Raw genomic sequence first — 22,959 nt, 5'->3', positions numbered from 1 at the left:
TGCCGGGGCTGGCCACTGCTCACGTAACGCTGCTCAGAACCACATGCGCACGCCAGCGACCCAACGTGTGTCGCGCGCGTGGTCACCGGCATAGTCGGCGGTGTCGCCGAAACTGCGTTCGTGGCTGATGCCGATGTACGGCGCGAAGCGGCGGCTGAACTCATAGCGCAGTCGCAGCCCGGCTTCGACCTTGTTCAGGCCACGGCCGATGCCGTACTCCGGTTCATCCTTGGCTGCCACCGTGGCTTCCAGCAGCGGCTGCAGGATCAAGCGGTTGGTCAGCAGCACGTCGTACTCGACTTCGGCCTTGGCCAGCATCTGGCCGCCGGAGCCCATGTACAGCGTGGCCGAGCTCTCGAACTTGTAGGGCGCAAGGCCCTGGATGCCGATCGCCGCCCAGGTGCGCGAGTCGGCGGGGCGGAAGTCCTGGCGCACGCCGACCAGCACGTCCCACCACGGCGACACGCTACGGCCGTACAGGGCCTCCAGCGATGACGACTCGGTGCGGCCACGGCTGCGTTCGCCATCGGTGCGCAGCCACAGGCGGTTGATGTTGCCGCCGATCCAGCCGGTGGCTTCCCAGGCCTGGCCGTTGCTGCTCTTGCCGTCCCAGTGTTCGAGGCGGTCAATCAGCAGCAGGCTGTTGATCTCCGGCGCGTGTTCCATCGCGCCATGTGCGATCGGCGGGAAGGCGGCGGCGCGGTCGGCATCGGTCGGGACCGGGATCGGTTCGAGAGGTTCGGTGGGTGCGGGCGTGCCGTGACCCATCGCCGCGTGATCCATGCTGGAGTGATCCATCGTGGAATGATCCATCGTGGAATGATCCATCGCGGAATGGTCCATCGTCGCCGGCTGCATCGCGGCGTGGTTCATCTTCGAGTGATCCATGGTCGAGTGGTCCATCTTCGAATGATCGACCGGTTCGGCAGGCGTCTTCGCGGACTTCGTGGCCTTCGCAGGCGCGTTCATCGCGCCCATGTCATGGCCCGCGTGCGACTGCGCGAACACCGGCAATGCGGCGGCCAGGCCCAAGGCCAGCAGGCTGGGGGAAAGCAGTGAGCGGCTCATTCTTCGATCCTCACTTCGCGCATCATGCCCGCTTCCATGTGGTACAGAAGATGGCAGTGATAGGCCCAGCGGCCGAGCGCGTCGGCGCGCACGCGGTAGCTGCGGCGTGTACCGGGTGGCATGTCGATGGTGTGCTTGCGCACCTGGAATTCGCCTTGTGCGTTTTCCAGATCGCTCCACACGCCGTGCAGATGGATCGGGTGCTGCATCATGGTGTCGTTGACCAGCACGATGCGCATGCGTTCGCCGTAGTTCAGCCGCAGCGGCTCGGCGCTGGCAAACGGGATGCCGTCGAACGACCAGGAGAATTTCTCCATGTGGCCGGTCAGGTGCAGCTCGACTTCACGACTGGGCTCGCGGCCATCGGGGTCTTCGAACAGGCTGCGCATGGCGCCGTAGGTCAGCACCTGGCGGCCGTTGTCGCGCAGGCCGATGCCGGGGTCGTCCAGCTTCGGTTCGGTGGCCGAACTCTGCATGTCCACCAGCGGGTTGTTGCGTTCGCTGGCCGGATGCTTCGGTGCCTTGCTGGCGGTATCGCCGCCGTGCGCGCCGTGACCCATGCTGGCGCCGCAGCCGCCTTCCATGCCCTTCATCGCGGCCATGTCGTGGCCACCGTGGCCACCACTGCCCAGGTCGTGCCCCATGTCGCTCATCGTCAACAACGGGCGTGGGTCGCGCGCGGGAATCGGTGCCTGCAGGCCATGGCGAACGGCCAGTGTTCCGGCGGCGTAGCCGGTGCGGCCCATGTCCTGGCAGAAGATCGTGAAGGCGTCCTGGCCGGTGGGTTCGACCAGCACGTCGTAGGTTTCGGCGGGAGCGATGCGGAACTCATCGATGCTGACCGGATGGATGTACTGGCCATCGGCGGCGACCACGGTCATCTTCAGGCCGGGAATGCGCACATCGAAGTAGGTCATCGAGGCGCCATTGATGAAGCGCAGCAGTACCTTTTCCCCGCTGCGGAACAGCCCGGTCCAGTTGCCGGCTGGCGCCGTACCGTTCATCAGGTAGGTGTAGGTGTGCGCGTTGATGTCGGAGATGTCGGTGGGCGTCATCCGCATCCGGCCCCACATGCCACGGTCGGACAGCGCGGCCGACCAGCCGTCGCGCTTCACGTCACGCAGGAAGTCGGGCAGCGTGCGCTTGTAGTAGTTGTCGTGCTCGGCAAGCTTCTTCATGCGGCGGAACAGCGCGCCCGGGTCCATGTCGGTCCAGTCGGACAGCATGATCACGTGCTCGCGGTCGTGGTGGTACGGCGCCGGTTCGGCCGGATCGATGATCAGCGCACCGTACAGGCCGGCCTGCTCCTGGAACATCGAGTGGCTGTGGTACCAGTAGGTGCCGGACTGCTTGAGGTCGAAGTGGTAGTGGTAGGTCTCACCGGGGCCGATGCCGTTGAAGCTCAGCCCGGGCACGCCGTCCATGTTGGCTGGCAGCAGAATGCCGTGCCAGTGGATCGAGGTCGGATGGCGGTCCAGCGTGTTGCGCACGAACAGATCCACCGTCTGGCCTTCGCGCCAGCGCAGGATCGGGGCCGGCAGCGAGCCGTTGACGGTGATCGCCGGGCGGGTGCGGCCGGTGAAATTGGCCAGCGATTCGCCGATGGCCAATTCGATGCGGGTGTCGCTGAGCACGGCAGGGGCGCCGGCCAGGCGTGGGGCGGCCGTGGCGGCGGCGAGCGCGCGCTGCGGCACGCCGACAGCGGCGATGCCGGCAACCACGCCACCGGCGGCCAGGCCCTGCACGAACAGGCGGCGCGACGGCATGGGCACAGCGCCCGGACCGGGGGGAATGCGGGTATTCATGGTGGTGACTCCAGACACGTAAAGACGCCGGCAGGTGGCCGGCTACGGTGCGCAGGGCGCACGGTGCGTGTGGAATCAGCCGATGGGAGGGCGTGAGATGGGCGGCAGCGGCGGCGCCGGCCGGCCAGTGGCCGGCATCGGCTGCGGCGCCAGCGACAGTGCCGGGCCCGCCAGATAAGGCAACGGCTGCACCACCAGCAGCGGGTGCTGGGCGCAACTGCGCACGCAGTCCTTGATCTGGCAGTGGGCGTCGTGGGCGGGGGCCTTGGCCTGTGGGGCCTCGTCGGCCTGCATGGCGGCGTGGTGGTGGCAGTCGGCATCGCTGCCATCAAGGGCGGCTACCGCGTGGGCCATCCGGCCCATTTCCTCGTGACCACTGGCCATGGCCGCGTTCAGCCCGTTGAGCAGCAGGCTGAGCATGAACACGACACGGAGCAGGGTCGAGGCGAGGGACATGGCGCTAATCTAGCCGCAAGCGGCCGTGGATGCACCTCCGGCTGAATGGGCGGTTCAAGGTTGGACCTGCACCAGTGTAGAGCCTAGCCCACGCTCGGCTGCCGTTCACGCAGAAGCAGCCGAGCGTGGGCTCGGCTCTACAGGGGGACGAGCGCACGGTTGGCGATGGGGAGGCGCCTGGCCAGGCGCCCGGCGCTACCCCTCTTCGCGCACGATCTCGACCAGGCGCGGGCCGTAGCGGCTCAGCTTGGTGCCGCCGATGCCGCCGACCCGTGCCAGTTCATCCAGGCTGGTCGGGCGCTGCTCGGCGATGTTGCGCAGGGTGCTGTCGTGGAAGATCACGAAGGCCGGCACGTTCTGTTCGCGGGCCAGTTCGGCGCGCAGACCGCGCAGCGCGTTGAACAGCGCCAGATCCTGCGGCAGCACAGACAGGCCGGTGCGCTGCGCGCTTCGCTCGCGCCCGCTGGCGCTGCTGGCCGGGTCGCGGCGCATGCTGATCTGGCGGCGACCGGTCAGCACGTCGCGGCTGGCATCGGTCAGGCGCAGGCCACCGTGGCCCTCGCTGTCCACTTCCAGCAGGCTGGCGGCCACCAGCTGGCGGAACACGCTGCGCCAGGTGCGCGCATCCAGGTCGCGGCCGATCGCATAGGTACTGAGCTTGTCGTGGCCCTGCTGCTTCACCTTCTCGTTCTCGCTGCCGCGCAGAATGTCGATCAGGTGGCCGACGCCGAAGCGCTGGCCACTGCGGTAGACACAGCTCAGCGCCTTCTGCGCCGGAATGGTCGCATCCCACGAGGCCGGCGGCGTCAGGCAGTTGTCGCAGTTGCCGCAGGGCTGGGGATAGGTCTCGCCGAAACCGGCCAGCAGCACCTGGCGGCGGCATTGCATGGATTCGCAGTAGCCCAGCAGGTGGTCGAGCTTGCCCCGTTCCAGCTGCTTGCGTTCTTCGCCCGCCTCGGATTGTTCGATCATCTGCTTGAGCAGTACCACGTCGCCCAGGCCGTAGCACAGCCAGGCTTCGGCAGCTTCGCCATCACGACCAGCGCGGCCGGTTTCCTGGTAGTAGCCTTCCATCGACTTGGGCAGGTCGGTATGCGCCACGAAGCGCACGTCCGGCTTGTCGATGCCCATGCCGAAGGCGATGGTGGCGCACATGACGATGCCGTCCTCGCGCAGGAAGCGGCGCTGGTTGTTAGCGCGCACCTCCGGCGGCAGGCCGGCGTGGTAGGGCAGGGCGTTGAAGCCCTGGCCGCACAGGAATTCAGCGGTCTCCTCGACCTTGCGCCGCGACATGCAATAGACGATGCCGGCCTCGCCACGGTGGCCGCGCAGGAAATCGATCAGCTGCTTGCGGGCGTTGTCCTTCTGCACCACGGTGTAGCGGATGTTGGGGCGGTCGAACGAGCTGACGAAGTGGCGCGCTTCCTGCAGATCCAGACGCTCGGCGATCTCGCGCTGGGTCGGCGGGTCGGCGGTGGCGGTGAGCGCGATCCGCGGAATCTGCGGCCAGCGCTCGTGCAGCACGGTCAGCTGGCGGTATTCCGGGCGGAAGTCGTGGCCCCACTGCGACACGCAGTGGGCTTCGTCGATGGCGAACAGGGCGATCTGGCTGCGTGACAGCAGCGACAGGAAGCGGCCGGTCAGCAGTCGCTCGGGGGCGACATAGAGCATGTCCAGCTCGCCGGCCAGCAGCTCGCGTTCGACGCGGCCGGCGGTCTCGGCATCCAGGGTGGAATTCAGGTACTCGGCACGAACGCCGAGCTGGCGCAGGGCTTCGACCTGGTCCTGCATCAGCGCGATCAGCGGCGAGATGACGATGCCACATCCGTCACGCAGCAGGGCCGGCACCTGGTAGCACAGCGACTTGCCACCGCCGGTGGGCATCAGCACCAGGGCATCGTGACCGGCAGCGACATGCTCCACGATGTCCTGCTGCGGACCACGGAAATCGTCGTAACCAAAGACGCGTTGAAGCAGGTCGTGCGCGGGACGGGAAGCCATCCGGCTAGTTTACCCCGGCGGGGGAGTCGGCAGGGCTGCGCCCTGCACCCGCTGCAAGCCAGTGCAACGTCAAAGGCAACAGCCGGCTCTGGGGTGATTCGTGGTTTGGTGGGGCGGTGTCGGATTGCGGGGACGCCGCAAGTACGTCCCTGTAGGCTTGGCAGCCGCATCCATGCGGCTGACACCCCGCAATCCGACACCGCCCCACCTTCGACAGTTTCCCGCGGCCGTTGGTGGGTGTCGACCTTGGTCGACACATCTGTCAGATATCGACAAACAAAATGGGGTCAGATCCGTTTTCCTGCGGAAAACGGATCTGACCCCAATGGCTTTGCCGGCAGATCGCGGAAATCTGTCGAAGGCGGGGTGGGTCCGGTGGCAGGGGTGTCCGCGGCATGGATGCCGCGGCCAAGCCCCCAAGGACGGGTTTACGGCGTCCCCTGCCACCGGACCCACCCCGCCAACCCACAGGAAACCAGCTCTTGCTCTTGCTCTGGTAGTTGCTGTTGCTTCGGCCACTGCGGGTGCAGGGCGTAGCCCTGCCGAGACCCCCAAAACCCTTACTGGAGCAGGGAACGCAGCATCCAGGCGTACTTCTCGTGGGTCTGCAGGCGCTGGGTCATCAGATCCTCGGTCGGGGCATCGTCACCCTTGGCCGCCACGTCCAGCACTTCACGGGCCGTACGGCATACCGCTTCGTTGGCGACCACCAACTGGCGTACCATTTCACGCCAGTCCGCACTGTCGGTCAGGCCCGGTTCCTCGGCGATCGAGGTCAGCGCAGCAAATTCCCGGTAGGAGCCCGGGGCATTGAAGCCCAGCGCGCGGATGCGCTCGGCCACATCGTCCAGTGCCGCCCACTGCTCGGTGTACTGCGTCTCGAACATGGTGTGCAGCGAGTTGAACATCGACCCGGTCACGTTCCAGTGGAAGTTGTGCGTCTTCAGGTAGAGCGTGAACGCATCGGCCTGGAAGCGCGACAGACCGTCGGCGATCTTCTTGCGGTCGCCCTGGGTGATCCCGATATCGATGTTCGGCGCCGACGGTGCCGCCGCCGCAAGCTTCTGCTTGCCGGTCTTGGCCTTGGTCGTGCTCTTGGTCTTCGCCATGGGGTTCCTCCTTGTGGAATCGTTGGCCTTCACAATAAACCGGTCGTGATGACTGGTCGCTTTCAAAGTTTTGAACGAACCGATTGATGAACTCTATCGATAAAAATCCATCGCCCCGCCTGCGCCAACAGCGCGCCGCCATCGACGGCGCCATGAGCCGCGACCGGGGCAGTTTGCTGGGGATGCTCTCGCGTTGCCAGGCCAAGCCACAGGATGCGGCACTGGCCGCCACCTTCGAGCAGGCCTTGCAGGCGTCGGTGCAGCGCCGGCAGGTGCGGGCGCAGCAGCAGCCGTCCATTACTCTGGACCCGCAGCTGCCGATTGCGCGTGAAGCCGACGCCATCATCGGGCTGATCCGCGACCACCAGGTCGTGGTGATCGCTGGTGAAACCGGTTCGGGCAAGACCACCCAGCTGCCGAAACTGTGCCTGGCCGCCGGCCGTGGCCAGGCCGGCATGATCGGCTGCACCCAGCCGCGACGGATTGCCGCACGTGCGGTAGCCAGCCGTGTCGCACAGGAACTGCAGAGTGAACTGGGCCAGCTGGTGGGCTACCAGGTGCGCTTCAACGACAAGGTCAGCGAAGACAGCCGCATCAAGTTCATGACCGACGGCATCCTGCTGGCGGAGATTGCCAGCGACCGCTGGTTGTCGAACTACGACACGATCATCGTCGACGAGGCGCACGAGCGCAGCCTCAACATCGACTTCCTGCTGGGCTACCTGAAGCAGCTGCTGCGCAAGCGCCCCGACCTGAAGCTGATCGTCACTTCGGCCACCATCGACACCGGACGCTTCGCCCAGCATTTCGACAATGCGCCGGTGATCAGCGTTGAGGGCCGCACCTACCCGGTGGAGGTGCGCTACCGCGCGCTGGAAGGCGAGGGTGAAGACCAGGGCGAACGTACCGTCAACGATGCCATCGTGTCGGCTGTCGACGAGATTACCCGCTTGGATGCACGCGGCGACGTGCTGATCTTCCTGCCGGGCGAGCGCGAGATCCGCGATGCGCACCAGTCGCTGGAACGGCGAAAGTACCGCAACACCGAGGTACTGCCACTGTATGCGCGGCTGTCCAACCAGGACCAGGACCGGGTGTTCAATCCCGGGCCGAACCGGCGCATCGTGCTGGCCACCAATGTGGCGGAAACCTCGCTGACGGTGCCGCGCATCCGTTACGTGGTCGATCCGGGCCTTGCCCGCGTCAAGCGCTACAGCCCGCGCAACAAGCTGGACCGCCTGCACATCGAGCCGATCTCGCAGGCCAGCGCCAACCAGCGCAAGGGGCGCTGCGGCCGTATCGCCGAGGGCATCTGTTACCGCCTGTATGCTGAGGCCGATTTCCAGGCGCGGCCGGAGTTCACCGATCCGGAAATCCGCCGCTCCAGCCTGGCCGGGGTGATCCTGCGCATGCTGCAGCTGGGCCTGGGCCGCATCGAGGAGTTCCCGTTCCTGGAAGCACCGGACGAGCGCGCGGTGGCCGATGGCTGGCAGCAGCTGACCGAACTGGGGGCGATCGATGCCGAACGGCGCCTGACCACCATCGGCAAGCAGATGGCGCGCCTGCCGGTGGACGTGAAGCTGGCGCGCATGCTGGTGGCCGCGCAGGCCGCCGGCTGCCTGCGGCCGATGCTGGTGATCGCATCGTTCCTGGGCATCCAGGATCCGCGCGAACGCCCGCCCGAGGCGCGCGGTGCGGCCGACAGCGCGCATGCGCAGTTTGCCGACGGCCGCTCCGAGTTCGTCGGCGTGCTGCGCCTGTGGGATGCCTACCGGCAGGCACATGAAGACCTGACCCAGTCCAAGCTGCGCGACTGGTGTGGCCGTCATTTCCTCGGTTTCCTGCGCATGCGCGAATGGCGCGAGCTGCACCGGCAGCTGCGCCTGCTGTGCGAGGAACTGGGCTGGAAGGAAGAGCCCAGCGAGGCATCGATGGCGCCGCTGCTGGCGGGCAGCACTGCACCGGCCCCGGCGCGCGATGACGCGGCGGCGGTGAAGGCGACCCGGGGCCAGCTGCACCGGGCTGCACGCCTGGCCCGCGAAGGCAAGGCGGAGGCCGCACCGGCGCCGGTGGCCGTGCGCGCGCAGAAGGAACAGGCGCCGGTTGGCGGCGGTTTCAGCGAACGTGTGCGCGCTGCTGCCTACCAGACCCTGCACCGGGCGCTGGTGGCGGGCCTGCCGACGCAGATCGGCCACCGCACCGAGAAGGGCGATTTCCAGGCGCCGCGCCAGCGCCGCTTCCTGCCGTTCCCCGGTTCGGCGCTGGCCAAGCGGCCACCGCCGTGGCTGCTGGTGGCCAACCTGCTGGATACGCAGAAGGTATGGGGCATGACCCTGGCCGCGATCGAGCCGGACTGGGTGATCGCCGAACTGCCGCACCTGCTGCTGCGCAAGCACTTCGACCCGCACTGGTCGCGCGCGCAGGGCCAGGTGCTGGCGTCTGAGCAGATCAGCCTGTTCGGCCTGGTGCTGGCACCGAAGAAACCGGTCCATTACGGCCGCATCGCGCCGGGCGAGGCGCATGACATCTTCGTGCGCCAGGCACTGGTGACCGGCGAGATCAATACCCGCGCCAGTTTCGTCGCCGACAACCAGAAGGTGCTGGAGGTCGCGCGCGAGGAAGAAGCCAAGCTGCGCCGCGCCGGCATCGTTGCCGACGAAGACTGGCAGGCACGCTGGTACCTGGACCGGGTGCCGCCGCAGATCCATTCGGCCTCCGGCCTGGATGCCTGGTGGAAGGGTCTTGCGCCGGAACAGCGCAAGACCCTGCACTGGACGCTGGCCGACCTGTTGCCGGGCGAAGGCAGTGAGCAGGAGCGCTACCCGAAGTACCTCGCGCTGGGCCAGGCACGATTGCCGCTGCATTACCGCTTCGAGCCGGGTGCCGAGGATGACGGCGTAACCCTTGACGTACCGCTGCACCTGCTCAACGCATTGGATCCGGTGCAGCTGGGCTGGCTGGCGCCCGGCTTCGTTGCCGACAAGGCTGCGGCGCTGATTCGCAGCCTGCCCAAGGCGATGCGCCGCAACTACGTGCCGGCGCCGGACTTTGGTCGCGCGTTCTACGAGGCGTTCCCGCAACCCAGTGCCGATGCCATCACCGGCGAACTGGCGCGTTTCCTCTCACGCGCGACAGGCGCCACGGTGACCGCGCTCGATTTCGAGCCCGGCTCGATCGAACCGCACCTGCACATGAACCTGCGCCTGCGCGACGAGCAGGGCAGGGTGCTGGCCACCTCGCGCGACCTGGACGCATTGCGCGCGAAGTTCGGTGGGCGCGCGGGCGACGCCTTTGCTGCACGCGCCGGACGTGAAATGGCGGCTGATGGCCTGCGTACCTTCCCGGCCACGCCGATTCCGCTGCAGGTGCCCGGCGAAGCCGGCGTGCCGGCCTATCCGGCGCTGCTGGACGAGGGCGACAGCGTGGCGCTGCGCATCTTCGCTGATCGGCAGCAGGCGCAGGCGGCTCATCCGCTGGGTGTGCGCCGCCTGCTGGAGATCGCGCTGGCCGAGAAGATGAAGCAGGCACGCAAGCAGTTGCCGGTGGGTGCCAAGACGGGCCTGCTGTATGCGGCGATCGAATCGCAGGAACGCCTTCGTGGCGACCTGGTCGATGCGGCGATGAACGCCGTACTGGCTGAAGGCCTGGAAGACATACGCGATGCGGCGGCCTTCGAGCAGCGCCGCGAGCATGCGGCCAAGGCGCTGTTCGGTGAGGCCATGTCGCGGCTGAAGCTGGCCGAGACCATCCTGGCGCTGGTGGCCGAATTGAAGCCGATGCTGGAAGCGCCGCTGATGGGCTGGGCGCGCGGCAACCTGGACGACATGGAGGCGCAGCTGGCCGGGCTGATCCATCCAGGCTTCCTGCGCGATACACCGGCCGACGCATTGGCGCAGTATCCGCGCTATCTGAAAGCGATGATCCTGCGTACCGAGCGCGCCAAGCGTGATCCGCCGCGCGATCAGGCGCGCATGCTGGAACTGCATCCGTTCCTGGAAGCGCTGGAAGTGGCTGAGCAGCAGGGCCTGCGCGAGCACCCGCAATGGCAGGCGCTGCGCTGGGATCTGGAAGAGCTGCGGGTGTCGCTGTTCGCGCAGGAGCTGGGCGCGCGGACCGGCATCTCGGCGAAGAAGCTGGCGCAGCGGGTAGCCGCACTGCGCCAGGCGTGACTCCGATGATGTGATGACGTAGAGCCGAGCCCATGCTCGGCTGCTTTTTTGATGCCTCGTCATCTTCCCGTGCAGATCGCAGCCGAGCGTGGGCTCGGCTCTATACGATGGGCGTCGTTACTTGGTACGACGCACCTTCGGCTGGGTGTTCACACCGTCGACCTTCAGGTACCAGACGCCCATCACACCGGGCTTGATGCTGACGGCGGGCGACTGCCTGCGCACGCCTGCCAGGGTGGTTGCATCGATCTGCTCCCATTCCTGGCCGTTGTCCAGCACGTAGACGCGGCCCTTGCCGAACCCGCGGAACTCACCCTGCAGCACGCCGACGATCGGCTCACTGCTGCCGAAATCGAAGAAGCCGCGATTCTTCACGATCACTTCCTGGCGGCCTTCCTCGCGCGCCGATTCCCGTACCGCTGCAACTGCCTGGGTCGTGGCCGCCTCGACCTTGCCCTGCAGCCAGCGGTTGAGCGTGGCCAGTTCCTGCGCACTGAGCTTGTCCAGGCCAGCAGCCTTGAATTCGGCCGGTGACATCTGCTGCTGCAGGTCACCCTCTACCACACGCTGGGCCAGCGCAGGCGCCGACAGGGACAGCAACAGTGCGGCACAAGCCAGCAGCCGTAGGCGGAAACGCGGGACGATCGGGGACATGACGGGATTCTCCTGGGTTTGCCCGCGAGTGTAGCGGCATGTCTTCATGCCGGGGGATGGTGGCCACGGTCATTGTCCCTGAACGGCGCCGGCGCTAGTGTAGAGGCCTCTGTCTTGCCTGCTTGATGCTGTGAACCGCGCTTCCGTCCCCGGCCTGGATGCCTTGTTGAACCGTCCCTCGGCAGCGGTGCTGCCTGCCCCGCTGCGCCAGGCCCTGCGCGAGCACTGGGAAGCGCCGGAATGCGACCACCAGATGCGTGCCACCTGGTCGGTGCTGGGCGACACCCTCGACGCGCTGGCGATGCTCTCGGCCGACGAAGGTGCAGTGGTGGCCGCATTGTTGTTCGACCTGCCGGGCCTGCGTGCCAGCCTGGAGCAGCTGCCGCTGGGTAACCACAAGACCGCGGTGATCGGCCTGCTTGACGGCCAGGATGCGGCCGACCCGGTGTGGGCGCTGCATGCCGGTCGCGAAGCGGGGCGCAACAGCGAGGGCCTGCGCCGGCTGCTGCTGGCCATCATCCGCGACCTGCGTGTGGTACCCATCCTGCTGGCCCGGCAACTGGCGCGGATGCGCGCGGCCGACAAGCTGGACGACGAGCAGCGCCGCGCGCTGGCCCAGCTGACACGCGACATCCACGCGCCATTGGCCAACCGCCTGGGCATCTGGCAGCTGAAGTGGGAGCTGGAGGACCTGGCGTTCCGCCACCTGGAGCCGGAGACCTACCGGCGCATTGCGCGGGAAGTCGACGAAACCCGCATCGCCCGCGAGCGCTACGTCGAGAATGTCAAGAAGGTGCTGTCGCGCGAGCTGGTTGCGCAGGGCATCAAGGCCGAGGTCAGTGGCCGCCCGAAGCACATCTACAGCATCTGGCGGAAGATGCAGAAGAAGCGGCTGGCGTTCGACCAGCTGTACGACATCCGTGCGGTGCGGGTAATGGTCGACGATGTCGCCGCCTGCTATGCCGCGCTGGGCGTGGTGCATGCACTGTGGGCACCGGTGCCGAGCGAGTTCGACGATTACATCGCCCGGCCCAAGGCCAACGACTATCGCTCGCTGCATACCGCCGTGGTTGGTCCGGAAGGGCGCACCATTGAAGTGCAGATCCGTACCCACGAGATGCATTCGCAGGCCGAGCTGGGCGTGGCCGCGCACTGGAAGTACAAGGAAGGCGGCAAGGGCGCGGAGAAGTCCTTCGACCGCAAGATCACCTGGATGCGCCAGCTGCTGGAGCAGGCCCAGGACGGGCAGGGCAACGAACTGGCCGGGGCGCTCGATGCCGAACTGACCGAGGACCGGGTCTATGCGCTGAGCCCGAAGGACGAGGTGCTGGACCTGCCGCAGGGCGCCACGCCGCTCGATTTCGCCTATCAGGTGCACACCATGGTTGGCCACCGCTGCCGTGGCGCGAAGGTCAATGGCCGCATCGTACCGCTGACTTACCGTCTGCGCAGTGGCGACCGGGTCGAGATACTGACCGGCAAGGAGGCCGACCCGCGCCGCGACTGGCTGATGCCGGCCAACGGCTTCCTGGCCAGCAACCGTTCGCGCGAGAAGGTGCGCAGCTGGTTCCACAAGCTGGACCGCGCGCGCAACGTGCAGGCCGGGCGCGAACTGCTCGAGCGCGAGCTGAAGCGCCTGGGGCTGCAGCACTCGGACCTGGCCATCGCGGCGAAGAAGTTCCATGCCGACAGCGTTGACGACCTCTACATCCAGGTGGCGCTGGGCGATACCGGGCCGAACCAGGTCAGCCGTGCCCTGCTGGAAGCCGAACGTGCAGCAAGCCAACCGGCGCCCGCGCCGAGCCTGCCGCGGCCGACCGCGCGCCGCGAGAACCTGGGCAAGTCCAAGTTCACCGTACAGGGCGTGGGCAACCTGCTGGTACAACTGGCGCGCTGCTGCCAGCCGGTGGCCGGCGAACCCATCGTCGGCTACCTGACCCGTAGCCGCGGTGTCACCGTGCATCGTGCAGACTGCGCTGCGCTGGCCCGTCTGGCGGCCACCAGCCCGCAGCGCATCCTGCCGGTGGAGTGGGGCCAGGCCGGGGGCGGCTACGAGGTGGACGTCGTGGTCGATGCGGTCGATCGCCGCTGGCTGCTGAAGGACATCACCAACCTGATCGCCCAGGAAGACGCCTACGTGCTGGACATCCACAGTGACAACGTGCGCAACAGTGGCCGTGCCCACCTGCGCCTGCGGCTGAAGGTGAGTGACTACGGCCAGCTGTCGACCCTGCTGGGCAAGCTGGACGCGCTGCCCGGCGTGAGCGAGGCGCGTCGTCTCGGCTGAGCTTCACGCTGCCCCGGCTACCCTGCACGCATGGAACGCGAGCCCCCGCATCGCCCGCATGGCGCTGAACTTCCTGCGCTGGACCGCGTCCGCCGCGAAGGCCGTTGGTGGTGGCTGCAGGCACGCCACGCGCGCCGGGTGTGGCGCTGGGCGCTGGTCGCGGCGCTGGCGGTGTTTGTGCTGCTGGTGCTGCTGCGCAAGCCGCTGGCCGACTGGTTCTGGGATGAGCCTCGGATCGAGCAGCTGCTGGCCGAAGGTGATGGCGCACTGGCGGCCGGGCGGCTGAGTGCCGCCGATGGCAGTGGTGCGCGCGAGCGCTACCAGGCCGTGCTGGCGCTGGATGGAGATCGTCCGCAGGCCCGCGAAGGCCTGGCCCGTACCGGCGCGGCGGCCCTGCAGCAGGCCCGCGAAAAGATGCAGGCCAACGATCTCGACGGCAGCGCGCAGGCGCTGGCACTGGCCCGGGAACTGCAGGTACCACAGGGCGAGGCGGACGCCGTGGCGCGCCAGCTGCGGGCCCGGCGCAGCGCAGGTGCCGGCATCGGCGCACTGCTGGCGCAGGCACGCAACGCCTTCGCTGCGGGCCGGCTGGATGAAGGTGACAGCAGCGCGCTGCCCCTGTTCCAGCGCATCCTGTCGCTGCAGCCGGACAATCTGCCCGCGCTGGAAGGTCGCGAAGATGCACTGAGCGATCTGCTGCAGCAGGCGCGCGCGCTGGCGGGACGCGGCGAGCTGGCCGAGGCCGCCGCACTACTGCAGCGTGCGCGCCAGTTCGATGCCGGCCATGCTGATCTGCCCGCCAGCCAGGAAGCATTGGCGCAGGCCGTCGAGCGGCGCCTGCGCCAGGCCCAGCGCGCCCTGCAGCGCGGGCAGCTGGAGTCCGCAGCAAAGGGATTTCTCGCCGTTCTGGCAGTGGCGGCCGATGATGCCAGCGCCCAGCGCGGCCGTGAACAGACGTTGCAGGCGGTGCTGGCACGCAGCCAGACGCAGGCCGACGACTTCCGGTTCGAGGCGGCGCGGGCCGATGCCGCGCTGGCGGAGGAGCTAGGCGCTTCGCCGGCCGCGCAACAGCAGCTCGCGCAACGCCTGCAGCGCGCACAACAGGCGCAGAAGGCGCTGCAGCAGCCGGCGGCCAGCAACACGCAGCGCGAGCGCCAACTGCGCGACCACCTGCGCAGCATCGAGCGCGCCGAACGTTCCGGGCAATGGATCAGTCCCCCCGGCCACAGTGCATTCGACGCATTGCGCGAAGCGCAGTCACTGGCGCCGCGCGATGCTCGGGTGAAGGCTGCTGCGGCGCGGCTGCTGCCCGCCAGTCGCGGCTGCTTCGACGACAACCTCCGGCAGAACCGCGTACAGGCGGCAGGGGCCTGCCTGCAGGCGTGGCAGACCCTGTCGCCGACTGCGGCCGGGCTCCCCTCGGCACGCCTGCGCCTGGCCCAGCGCTGGCTGGCCATCGGCAGCGAGCGACTCGGCAGCGGCGACCTGGCTTTCGCAGCGCATGCCGCCGAACAAGCCCGCTTGCTGCAACCGGACCTGGCCGAGCTGCCGGCGTTCGAAGAGCGCCTGCGCCGTGCCGGCGGTCTCCCTGATTAGGTGAAAAACACCCGCTGCACGGTTGCGCGCGCAGCGTCGAGGGAGAAGTGCTCTGCGATGTTGGCCAGGCCGGCTTCGGACAGTTGCCGCCACAGCTGCGGATCCTGGTACAGGCGGACCACCGCATCGGCGAAGCCGGCCGCATCATCGGCCACCAGCACGTCCTCGCCCGGGCGCAGGTGCATCCCTTCCACCGCGCAGGGGGTACCTACCACCGGCTGGCCATGGGCCATGCTCAGGTTGATCTTGCCTTTCACGCCGGCACCGAAACGTAGTGGCGCGATGGAAATGCGTGCGCCATCCATGTAGGGAGTGATGTCCTCGACGAAGCCGTGCATCTGCACGCCGGGCTGGCGCGCGGCCAGGGCCAGCAGGGATTCCGGCGCGGCAGCGCCGATGCAGTGCAGGCGCACATCGGGCAGGCGGGCGCGGATGCCGGCGAAGACTTCGCCGATGAACCATTCCATCGCGTCCAGGTTCGGCGGGTGGCGGAAGCCGCCGACGAACACCAGGTCATGACGCTGCTCGAACGGTTTGCCGGCACCGGCGATGTCATGGAGGTTGGAGATCAGCTCCACCCGCACCGTTGGCGCGTCGGCCTGCAGCTGCTCGCGCTCGGCGGAACTGACCAGCACGGTGACGTCGCACTGCTCCATCACCGCCAGTTCGCTGGCGCGGGTACGCTCGGCAGCGCGCAGCAGTCCAGCATCGCCGGCCACTTCGGCACCACGACGTTCGCGCAGGTAGTGCAGGTCCACCGTGTCGAACACGGTGCGCGCCTGCGGCGCATAGCGCTTCAGCAGTGGCAGGCACTCGTGGGCAACATGGTGGCGGACCAGCAGCGCTACGTGGAAGCGTCCACCATGCGTGCGCAGCCAGCTGGCGACGCCATCGAGGAACGGTGCATACCAGACTTCCACACCCATCCGCTGCAGCGCGTCGGTGGCGGCGCCGCCGTGTTCGCGGCGGGTGGGAACGAACACCACATGGGCCCCGCCCTGCAGCAGGAGGCGGATCAGGTTCACCTGGCGCAGCGACGCGGAATCGCGATCCGGCTGCGGCACTGCCTCGTCCAGGATCAGCACCTGGCGCCGGCCACGCAGCAGCAGCGCCGGTGACGGCACTTCGCCCACCGCCGGGCGGCGGGCCAGCTCGGTGGCCCAGCGGTCGGCGAAGATGGCCTGGTTGCGCACCTGGTAGGCCTTCACGCCGCTGCCGGTGTCGGTGCCGTTACTGGTGCCTTCGTCATGGACCACCCGGCTGGCCGGCTGAACCAGGACGCGCAGGCCCTGCGCACGCACGCGGAAGGCCAGGTCGGTGTCCTCGTAGTAGGCCGGCTTGTAGCGGGTATCGAAGCCGCCCAGCTGTCGCCAGAGGTCGCGCGGCAGCATCAGCGCTGCGCCGGAGCAGTAGTCGACGTCGCGCAGGCTGGCAAAACGCGGGTCGTCCGCTGCCTCGAAACGGCCGTAACTCCAGCCACTGCCATCAGCGAAAATCACCCCGCCCGATTCCTGCAGCCGGCCGTCCGGGTAGAGCAGCTGGCTACCGACCAGGCCGGCGCCGGGCGTGCTGGAGAACGTGTCCAGCAGCGCGTCGAGCCAGCCCGGCTGCGGCACCGTATCGTTGTTGAGCAGCACCACGTAGCGACCGCGTGCGCGCGATACGCCATCGTTGCAGGCCTCGATGAAGCCGCCGTTGTACTCGCGCACTTCATAGCGCAGTCCGGCAACCTGCGGCATCCACTGCACGGTGGCGTCGGTGCTGCCGTCATCCACTACCAGGATCTCGCACGTGGCCTGCGGTGGATGCGCCGCCAAGGCGCGCAGGCAGGCCAGGGTGTGATCGACGTGGTTGTAGACGGGGATGACAATGCTCGCTTCCGGTGTTTCGCTGAACGGCACCGTGAAGGGAGCGAACTCCTGTGCCGGCGGCAGGAACAGCGGCGTGCGTGGCGCGGGCACGGCGCGCTGGGCATGCACGCGGATGCGCTGCCAGGTCGCCCGCCAGCCACGGGTACGCAGGCTGGCCAGGCTCCGGCGGGCCAGGCCCGACAGGCGGTTGATCAGGTATCGGATCTCGGCCAGGGACATCGCCATCCGGTTGCAACTCCAGCTTAAGCAGGGGAACCCGGGAGAATTCGCCAGCCGCAGCGGCTGGGGTAGACTCGCCAGACTCTACATTCTCGCATTCCCGTGCCCCGACGCTACGATTCCGACGACATCGACGATTTCGACGACGACGACCAGCAGGACAACGGCCCGCTGTGGCGGCGCCGGCTGATCACCTGGAGCATGGCTGCGGTCGCGTTGGGATTGGGTTTCCTCATTCCCTATACGCTGTACCTGAACCAGCAGGTGACCCAACGTTTCGGCGAACTGCGCTGGCAGATCCCGACGCGGGTGTATGCGCGGCCGCTGGTGCTCACTCCCGGCAAGGCGATGGATGCGTCCACGCTGAAGACCGAGCTGGCCGCCTCCGCCTACCGCGATGATGGCCAGGGCAAGGAGCCGGCCACCTATGCGGTGAATGGCGGGCGCTTTGTCATCTCCAGCCGCGGCTACAACGACGTCGATGGCCGGGTTGCCCCGCGTCGGCTCGAGTTGTCGCTGGCCGATGGTGCGGTCGCCTCGCTGCGCGATGCCGACAGCCGCAAGGCCCTGAAGGCGGCGCGGCTGGATCCGGCGCGTATCGCCACCCTGTACGGCCAGAAGCAGGAAGAACGCCGCCTGATCCGCATGGACGAGGCGCCGGACCTGCTGGTGACCGGCCTGCAGGCAGTGGAGGACAAGGACTTCAACCGCCACCACGGCATCGACCTGTCCGGTATCGCGCGCGCGGTGTGGGTGACCATCCGCTCCGGTGGCCAGAGCCGTCAGGGCGCTTCCACGCTGACCCAGCAGCTGGCCCGCAGCGGCCTGCTCGGCATCGGCAAGGAACAGACGCTCACCCGCAAATTCAACGAAGTGCTCTACGCCCTGATCATGGAAGCGCGCTATGACAAGCGCACCATCTTCGAGGCCTATCTCAACCAGGTGTACCTGGGCCAGCGCGGCAGCCAGGCGATCCATGGCATGTCGTCCGGTGCCGAGTTCTGGTTCGGCCGTGACCTGCAGTCGCTGGAGACCGAGCAGATCGCGCTGCTGATCGGCCTGGTCAAGGGCCCGTCCTTCTACGACCCGCGGCGCAATCCGGAACGTGCGTTGGACCGTCGCAACTTCGTGCTGGGCAAACTGCACGAAGCCACGCTGATCGACGACGCCGAGTACCAGCGCGCACTGAAGGCCCCGCTGGGCGTGCCGAAGACGCCGGGACTGGTGGCGGCCAACCGCTTCCCCGCCTATGTTGACCTGGTCCGTCGCCAGCTCGGCCATGACTACCCGGAATCTGCCCTGCAGGGCGCTGGCCTGAGCGTCATGACCGGCATGTCGCCGTCCGCGCAGGCCTATGCCGAAGGCGCGGTGACCCGCACCATCAAGTCGCTGGAAAGCAAGCGCCGGCCCGAACTGCAGGCCGGCATGGTGCTGACCGACGTGCACAACGGTGACGTGCTGGCGGTGATCGGCAGCCGTGAAGTGTCCGAGGTCGGCTTCAACCGCGCGATCGAGGCGCAGCGTCCGGTCGGTTCGCTGCTCAAGCCATTCGTGTACCTGCTCGCGCTGGCGCAGCCGGACCGTTACTCGCTGGCCAGCTGGGTCGACGATTCACCGGTGACGGTGCAGCTCGGCCGCGGCCGCAACTGGAGCCCGGGCAATGCGGACAACCGCAGCCACGGCACGGTGCGCCTGATCGACGCGCTGGCACACTCCTACAACCAGGCCACGGTGCGCGTGGGCATGCAGGTCGGTCCCGAGCGCGTGACCCAGCTGATCCATGTGCTGGCGGGCATCAAGGCCGAGGCCAATCCGGCGGTGATCCTTGGCTCGACCGACCAGAGCCCGTACGCGATGGCACAGCTGTACCAGTTCCTCGCCTCGGGCGGTGAGATCCAGCCGCTGCACGCGGTGCGTGGCGTGCTCGATCCGCAGGGCAAGCTGCTCAAGCGCTACGACAAGACCCCGGCGCCGGCACAGGAAGGCGATTCAATTGCCGCCAACCTGATCAGCGTCGGCCTGCAGCAGGTGGTCTCCAGTGGTACCGCGCAGCGGCTCAATGCCGATGGCCTCGGCCGCCTGCAGCCGGCCGGCAAGACCGGCACCACCAACGATGGCCGTGACAGCTGGTATGCCGGCTACACCGGCGATCATCTGGCGGTGATCTGGATCGGCAACGACCAGAACCAGCAGGCCGGCCTGTATGGCGCTACCGGCGCGATGCGGGTCTGGTCGGGCATCTTCCAGCGCCTGCCGAGTGCGCCATTGCGGGTCAGCAACAAAGGCCTGGACTGGCAGTCGGTCGCGGCCACGGGTCTGAACACAACCGATGAAGGCTGCCCGGGCGCACGCCGCTTCCCGTTCGTGGTGGGCTATGCACCGGCGTATGCGCCGTGCGCGCCGGCAGTGCCGCCGGGCGAGCCGGGCGAAGCTGAAGGGGAGGGCGGTGGCTGGCGTAGCTGGTTCGGCCTGGACCGCAAGCCGGAAGCGCCCGCCGAACCTGCCGCAGCGCCCGCCGCCGCTACTCCTCCCCCGAGCCGATGAAGCCGATGAACATGCGATCCCTGCTGCAGCCCCTGGCCCTGACCGGCCTCAGCCTGGCCCTGGCCGCCTGTGTGACCAGCGCGCCGCCGGTGGTCAAGCCAGTCGATACCACTACGCCGGCACAGCGCCTGGCGGCAGTCGATGCGGCCGCAGGTCCTGACGACAAGGAGCTGTCGGTGCAGCCGCTGCGTGATTCGCAGGTGGAAGACCTGCGGGTGACCGCGCAGGCGCAGCGGCAGGCGAACGACCTGGCCGGTGCCGCCAGCAGCTTGGACCATGCGCTGGAAATCGTGGCCAGCGACCCGGCGGTGCTGCAGGAGCGTGCCGAACTGGCGCTGCTGCAGGGGCAGTGGGAACAGGCGGAGACGTTCGCGCGCAAGGCGGTGGATCTGGGCTCGAAGACGGGGCCGCTGTGCCGCCGGCACTGGGCGACGATCGAACAGTCACGCCTGGCGCGTGGCGAGAAGGAGAATGCGGTGTCGGCGCATGCGCAGATTGAAGGTTGCACGGTGCCGGGGATCAAGCGGTACTGAGTTTTCAGCCAACGGCACAGCCCCTCGTGGCTGTGGGTTGGTCGCTGAAGCCAGAAGCAAAAGCCGCGCTTGGCCGGGCGGGGTGGGTTCGCGGGGGACGCCGTGAACCCGTCCCTGGGGGCTTGGCCGCGGCATCCATGCCGCGGACACCCCCGCGAACCCACCCCGCCCGACCTCTGACAGTTTCCGTGTGCGTCCAGCCACGGAAAAGAAAAAGAAAATCAAAAGCGGGTCGCGCGCTGCGCGCACTCGTTGTGGGGTCGGATCCGTTTTCCGCAGGAAAACGGATCCGACCCCTTCTTGTTTCCGTTCCACCCACCGCTTCTGAAAGGGCAGTCGAGCAAGCTCGACGCGACGCCGCGCGTGCATCCGTCACTGGGAAACTGTCGAGGGTGGGGCGGGCGGGGCAGGCAGGACCGTTGGCGCCATGGATGGCGCCATCGAGCCCCCATGGATGGGTTTACGGCGTGTCCTGCCTGCCCCTCCCGGCCTGCCCAGCACGTAAAAACCCAGAGCCATGGACACCGCTGTTGCTGTTGCCCTGGCTTGAAACGGGTGCCGGGCAGCGCCCGGCCGGGTATCCTTTCCCTCTGATGTCCGACCTTGTCCATGCCAGCCGCGAAGCCCTCAGCGACGGCGGCGCGCTCGCCTCGCATCTGGACGCCTTCGTCCCGCGCCCGGCCCAGCTGCGCCTGACCGAAGCCATCGCCGATGCGCTGCAGCAGCGTGACCTGCTGCTGGCCGAGGCCGGTACCGGCACCGGCAAGACGTTCGCCTACCTGGTGCCGGTGCTGCTGTCCGGGTTGCGCACCATCATCTCCACCGGCACCCGCGCGCTGCAGGACCAGCTCTACCACCGCGACCTGCCGCGTGTGCGCCAGGCACTCGGTGTCGGCCTGCGCAGTGCGCTGCTGAAGGGACGTTCGAATTACCTGTGCCGCTACCGCCTGCAGCAGGCGCGGGGCGAGCCGCGCTTCTCAAGCCCAGAACAGGCGGCGCAGTTCCAGCGCATCCTGGCCTGGTCCGGACGCTCGGAGTTCGGCGACATCGCCGAACTGGACGGTTTGGCCGATGATTCGCCGCTGCTGCCGATGGTCACCTCCACCGTCGACAACTGTCTGGGCACCGACTGCCCGTTCTGGGAAGACTGCTTCGTGGTGCGTGCGCGGCAACGTGCGCAGGCGGCAGACGTAGTGGTGGTCAACCATCACCTGCTGCTGGCCGACCTAGCATTGAAGCAGGATGGCTTTGGTGAGCTGCTGCCGGGGGCGCAGGCCTTCGTCATCGACGAGGCGCATCAGTTGCCTGAACTGGCCGCGCAGTTCTTCGGCGAAGGCTTCGGCATGCGCCCGTGGCAGGAGCTGGGCCGCGACTGCCTGGCCGAAGCGCGCGGCGTCGGGGGGGCGCAATCGGCGCTGCAGGAACCGGTCGACCACTTGCAGCAGGCGCTGCTGGCGTTGCGTTCGGCGATGGAGGGGCTGCCGCCGCGCGGCACGCAGTGGCGTGCGCTGACGATGCCGCAGGTGCGCGATGGCTTCGACACGGTGATGGCAGGGCTGGTGACGCTGGAGCAGGCCTTGCAGCCGCTGCGCGAAGCCGCGGCGGGCCTAGATGCCTGCTATGCGCGGGCGCGTGAGGCGGTTTCGCGGCTCGGTCGCTGGCTGGGCGATGACGAACCCGCCCTCGACTTCGATACTGATCCTGCGGACACCGGCAATGCCACCGATGTGCTCTGGTATGAGCTCACCCCGCGTGGTTTCCGCTGCCAGCGCACGCCGATGGACGTGTCCGGTCCATTGCGCGAGCATCGCGAACGCAGCCGAGCCGCATGGATCTTCACCTCGGCGACGCTGACCGTGGGCGGTGGTTTCGATCACATCGCCACCCGCCTCGGGCTGGACGACCCGCAGACGCTGGTCCAGCCGAGTCCGTTCAATTGGCCCGAGCAGGCGCTGTGTTACCTGCCTGAAGGCCTGCCCGATCCGGCCGCACGGGGTTTCGGAACCGCGCTGATCCAGACCCTGCGGCCGGTGCTGCAGGCCTCGCAGGGCAGGGCGTTCCTGCTGTTCGCTTCGCATCGCGCCCTGCGTGAGGCCGCCGAGGCACTGCGCGATGGGCCATGGCCGTTGTTCGTGCAGGGTGAGGCGCCGCGTGCGACGCTGCTGCAGCGCTTCCGCGAATCGGGCAATGGGGTGCTGCTGGGCTCGGCCAGCTTCCGCGAGGGCGTGGACGTGGTCGGCGAAGCGCTGAGCGTGGTGATGATCGACAAGCTGCCGTTCGCGGCCCCGGACGACCCGGTCTACGAGGCACGCCTGGAGGCGATCCGCAGCCAGGGCGGCAATCCGTTCCGCGACGAACAGTTGCCGCAGGCGGTGATCGCCCTGAAGCAGGGCGTTGGCCGCCTGATCCGCAGCGAAAGCGACCGGGGCGTGCTGGTCCTGTGCGATCCGCGCCTGCTCAACCGTGGCTATGGCCGGGTCTTTCTTGAGTCGCTGCCGCCGTTCCGGCGCACCCGTAGCCTGGCCGATGTGCAGGCCTTCTTTACGCCACAATGGGCGCCCGTGGCCGATGATGCCGTTCCGACCGCCGCCGCCGCGGCGGGCCCGGAGCCGGCGCCCGGTGTCACGTTCCCCCTGTTCTGACCTGA

13 protein-coding genes are annotated in these 22,959 nt (G+C 68.0%); 6 read left to right on the top strand and 7 right to left on the bottom strand.

Going from position 1 to position 22,959, the window contains the following annotated elements; translation table 11 throughout:
* Nucleotides 1-33 precede the first annotated feature (33 nt).
* The 5 genes from AC5P7R_RS14440 to AC5P7R_RS14420 form a co-directional block, all read right to left on the bottom strand.
* Nucleotides 34-1,068: a copper resistance protein B gene (locus AC5P7R_RS14440; RefSeq protein ID WP_495213955.1), complete on the bottom strand. Its 1,035-nt coding sequence runs from the start codon at nt 1,066-1,068 to the stop codon at nt 34-36.
* Nucleotides 1,065-2,873, bottom strand: a complete 1,809-nt coding sequence (locus AC5P7R_RS14435; RefSeq protein WP_478435957.1) for a copper resistance system multicopper oxidase — start codon at nt 2,871-2,873, stop codon at nt 1,065-1,067. Before AC5P7R_RS14435 ends, AC5P7R_RS14440 begins: the two co-directional genes overlap by 4 nt.
* A 75-nt stretch (nt 2,874-2,948) precedes the next feature.
* Complete coding sequence (locus AC5P7R_RS14430; RefSeq protein WP_478435956.1) at nt 2,949-3,329, bottom strand: CopL family metal-binding regulatory protein; 381 nt, start codon at nt 3,327-3,329, stop codon at nt 2,949-2,951.
* A 195-nt stretch (nt 3,330-3,524) separates the two neighbouring features.
* A complete protein-coding gene (gene recQ, locus AC5P7R_RS14425; RefSeq protein ID WP_111102128.1) occupies nt 3,525-5,330 on the bottom strand; it encodes a DNA helicase RecQ in 1,806 nt (601 codons plus the stop codon).
* 560 nt (nt 5,331-5,890) lie between these two features.
* A complete protein-coding gene (locus tag AC5P7R_RS14420; RefSeq protein WP_006439098.1) occupies nt 5,891-6,439 on the bottom strand; it encodes a Dps family protein in 549 nt (182 codons plus the stop codon).
* 86 nt (nt 6,440-6,525) lie between these two features.
* Here AC5P7R_RS14420 and hrpA point away from each other — a divergent pair, with 86 nt between their 5' ends.
* On the top strand, nt 6,526-10,608 hold the full coding sequence (gene hrpA, locus AC5P7R_RS14415) for an ATP-dependent RNA helicase HrpA (protein WP_478435955.1): 4,083 nt from the start codon (nt 6,526-6,528) through the stop codon (nt 10,606-10,608).
* A 117-nt stretch (nt 10,609-10,725) separates the two neighbouring features.
* Here the strand turns inward: hrpA and AC5P7R_RS14410 are convergent, their stop codons facing one another.
* Nucleotides 10,726-11,262 carry a hypothetical protein gene (locus AC5P7R_RS14410; protein WP_019660107.1) on the bottom strand — a complete coding sequence of 179 codons (537 nt, stop codon included), beginning with the start codon at nt 11,260-11,262 and terminating at the stop codon, nt 10,726-10,728.
* Nucleotides 11,263-11,392: 130 nt separating this feature from the next.
* On the opposite strand from AC5P7R_RS14410, the gene AC5P7R_RS14405 reads away from it, so the two are divergent.
* Complete coding sequence (locus tag AC5P7R_RS14405) at nt 11,393-13,549, top strand: RelA/SpoT family protein (RefSeq protein WP_058982213.1); 2,157 nt, start codon at nt 11,393-11,395, stop codon at nt 13,547-13,549.
* Between the two features lie 30 nt (nt 13,550-13,579).
* Entirely contained in the window at nt 13,580-15,145 is a 1,566-nt protein-coding gene (locus AC5P7R_RS14400) for a hypothetical protein (RefSeq protein ID WP_134731868.1), read from the top strand.
* Here AC5P7R_RS14400 and AC5P7R_RS14395 read toward each other — a convergent pair.
* On the bottom strand, nt 15,142-17,241 hold the full coding sequence (locus AC5P7R_RS14395; RefSeq protein ID WP_021203723.1) for a glycosyltransferase: 2,100 nt from the start codon (nt 17,239-17,241) through the stop codon (nt 15,142-15,144). The genes AC5P7R_RS14400 and AC5P7R_RS14395 overlap by 4 nt on opposite strands.
* A gap of 96 nt (nt 17,242-17,337) precedes the next feature.
* Here AC5P7R_RS14395 and mrcB point away from each other — a divergent pair, with 96 nt between their 5' ends.
* The 3 genes from mrcB to yoaA all read left to right on the top strand — a co-directional run bounded on the left by mrcB (nt 17,338) and on the right by yoaA (nt 22,954).
* Nucleotides 17,338-19,779 (top strand): penicillin-binding protein 1B, encoded by a 2,442-nt coding sequence (mrcB, locus tag AC5P7R_RS14390; protein ID WP_021203724.1) that lies wholly within the window; start codon nt 17,338-17,340, stop codon nt 19,777-19,779.
* Nucleotides 19,776-20,312, top strand: a complete 537-nt coding sequence (locus AC5P7R_RS14385) for a hypothetical protein (protein ID WP_019660102.1) — start codon at nt 19,776-19,778, stop codon at nt 20,310-20,312. Before mrcB ends, AC5P7R_RS14385 begins: the two co-directional genes overlap by 4 nt.
* A gap of 593 nt (nt 20,313-20,905) precedes the next feature.
* A complete protein-coding gene (gene yoaA, locus AC5P7R_RS14380) occupies nt 20,906-22,954 on the top strand; it encodes a DNA repair helicase YoaA (protein WP_478435954.1) in 2,049 nt (682 codons plus the stop codon).
* The last annotated feature ends 5 nt before the right edge of the window (nt 22,955-22,959 follow it).

The organism is Stenotrophomonas sp. YJH_SMC_27 (assembly GCF_059369815.1).
This window is presented reverse-complemented; position numbering and strand designations above follow the sequence as displayed.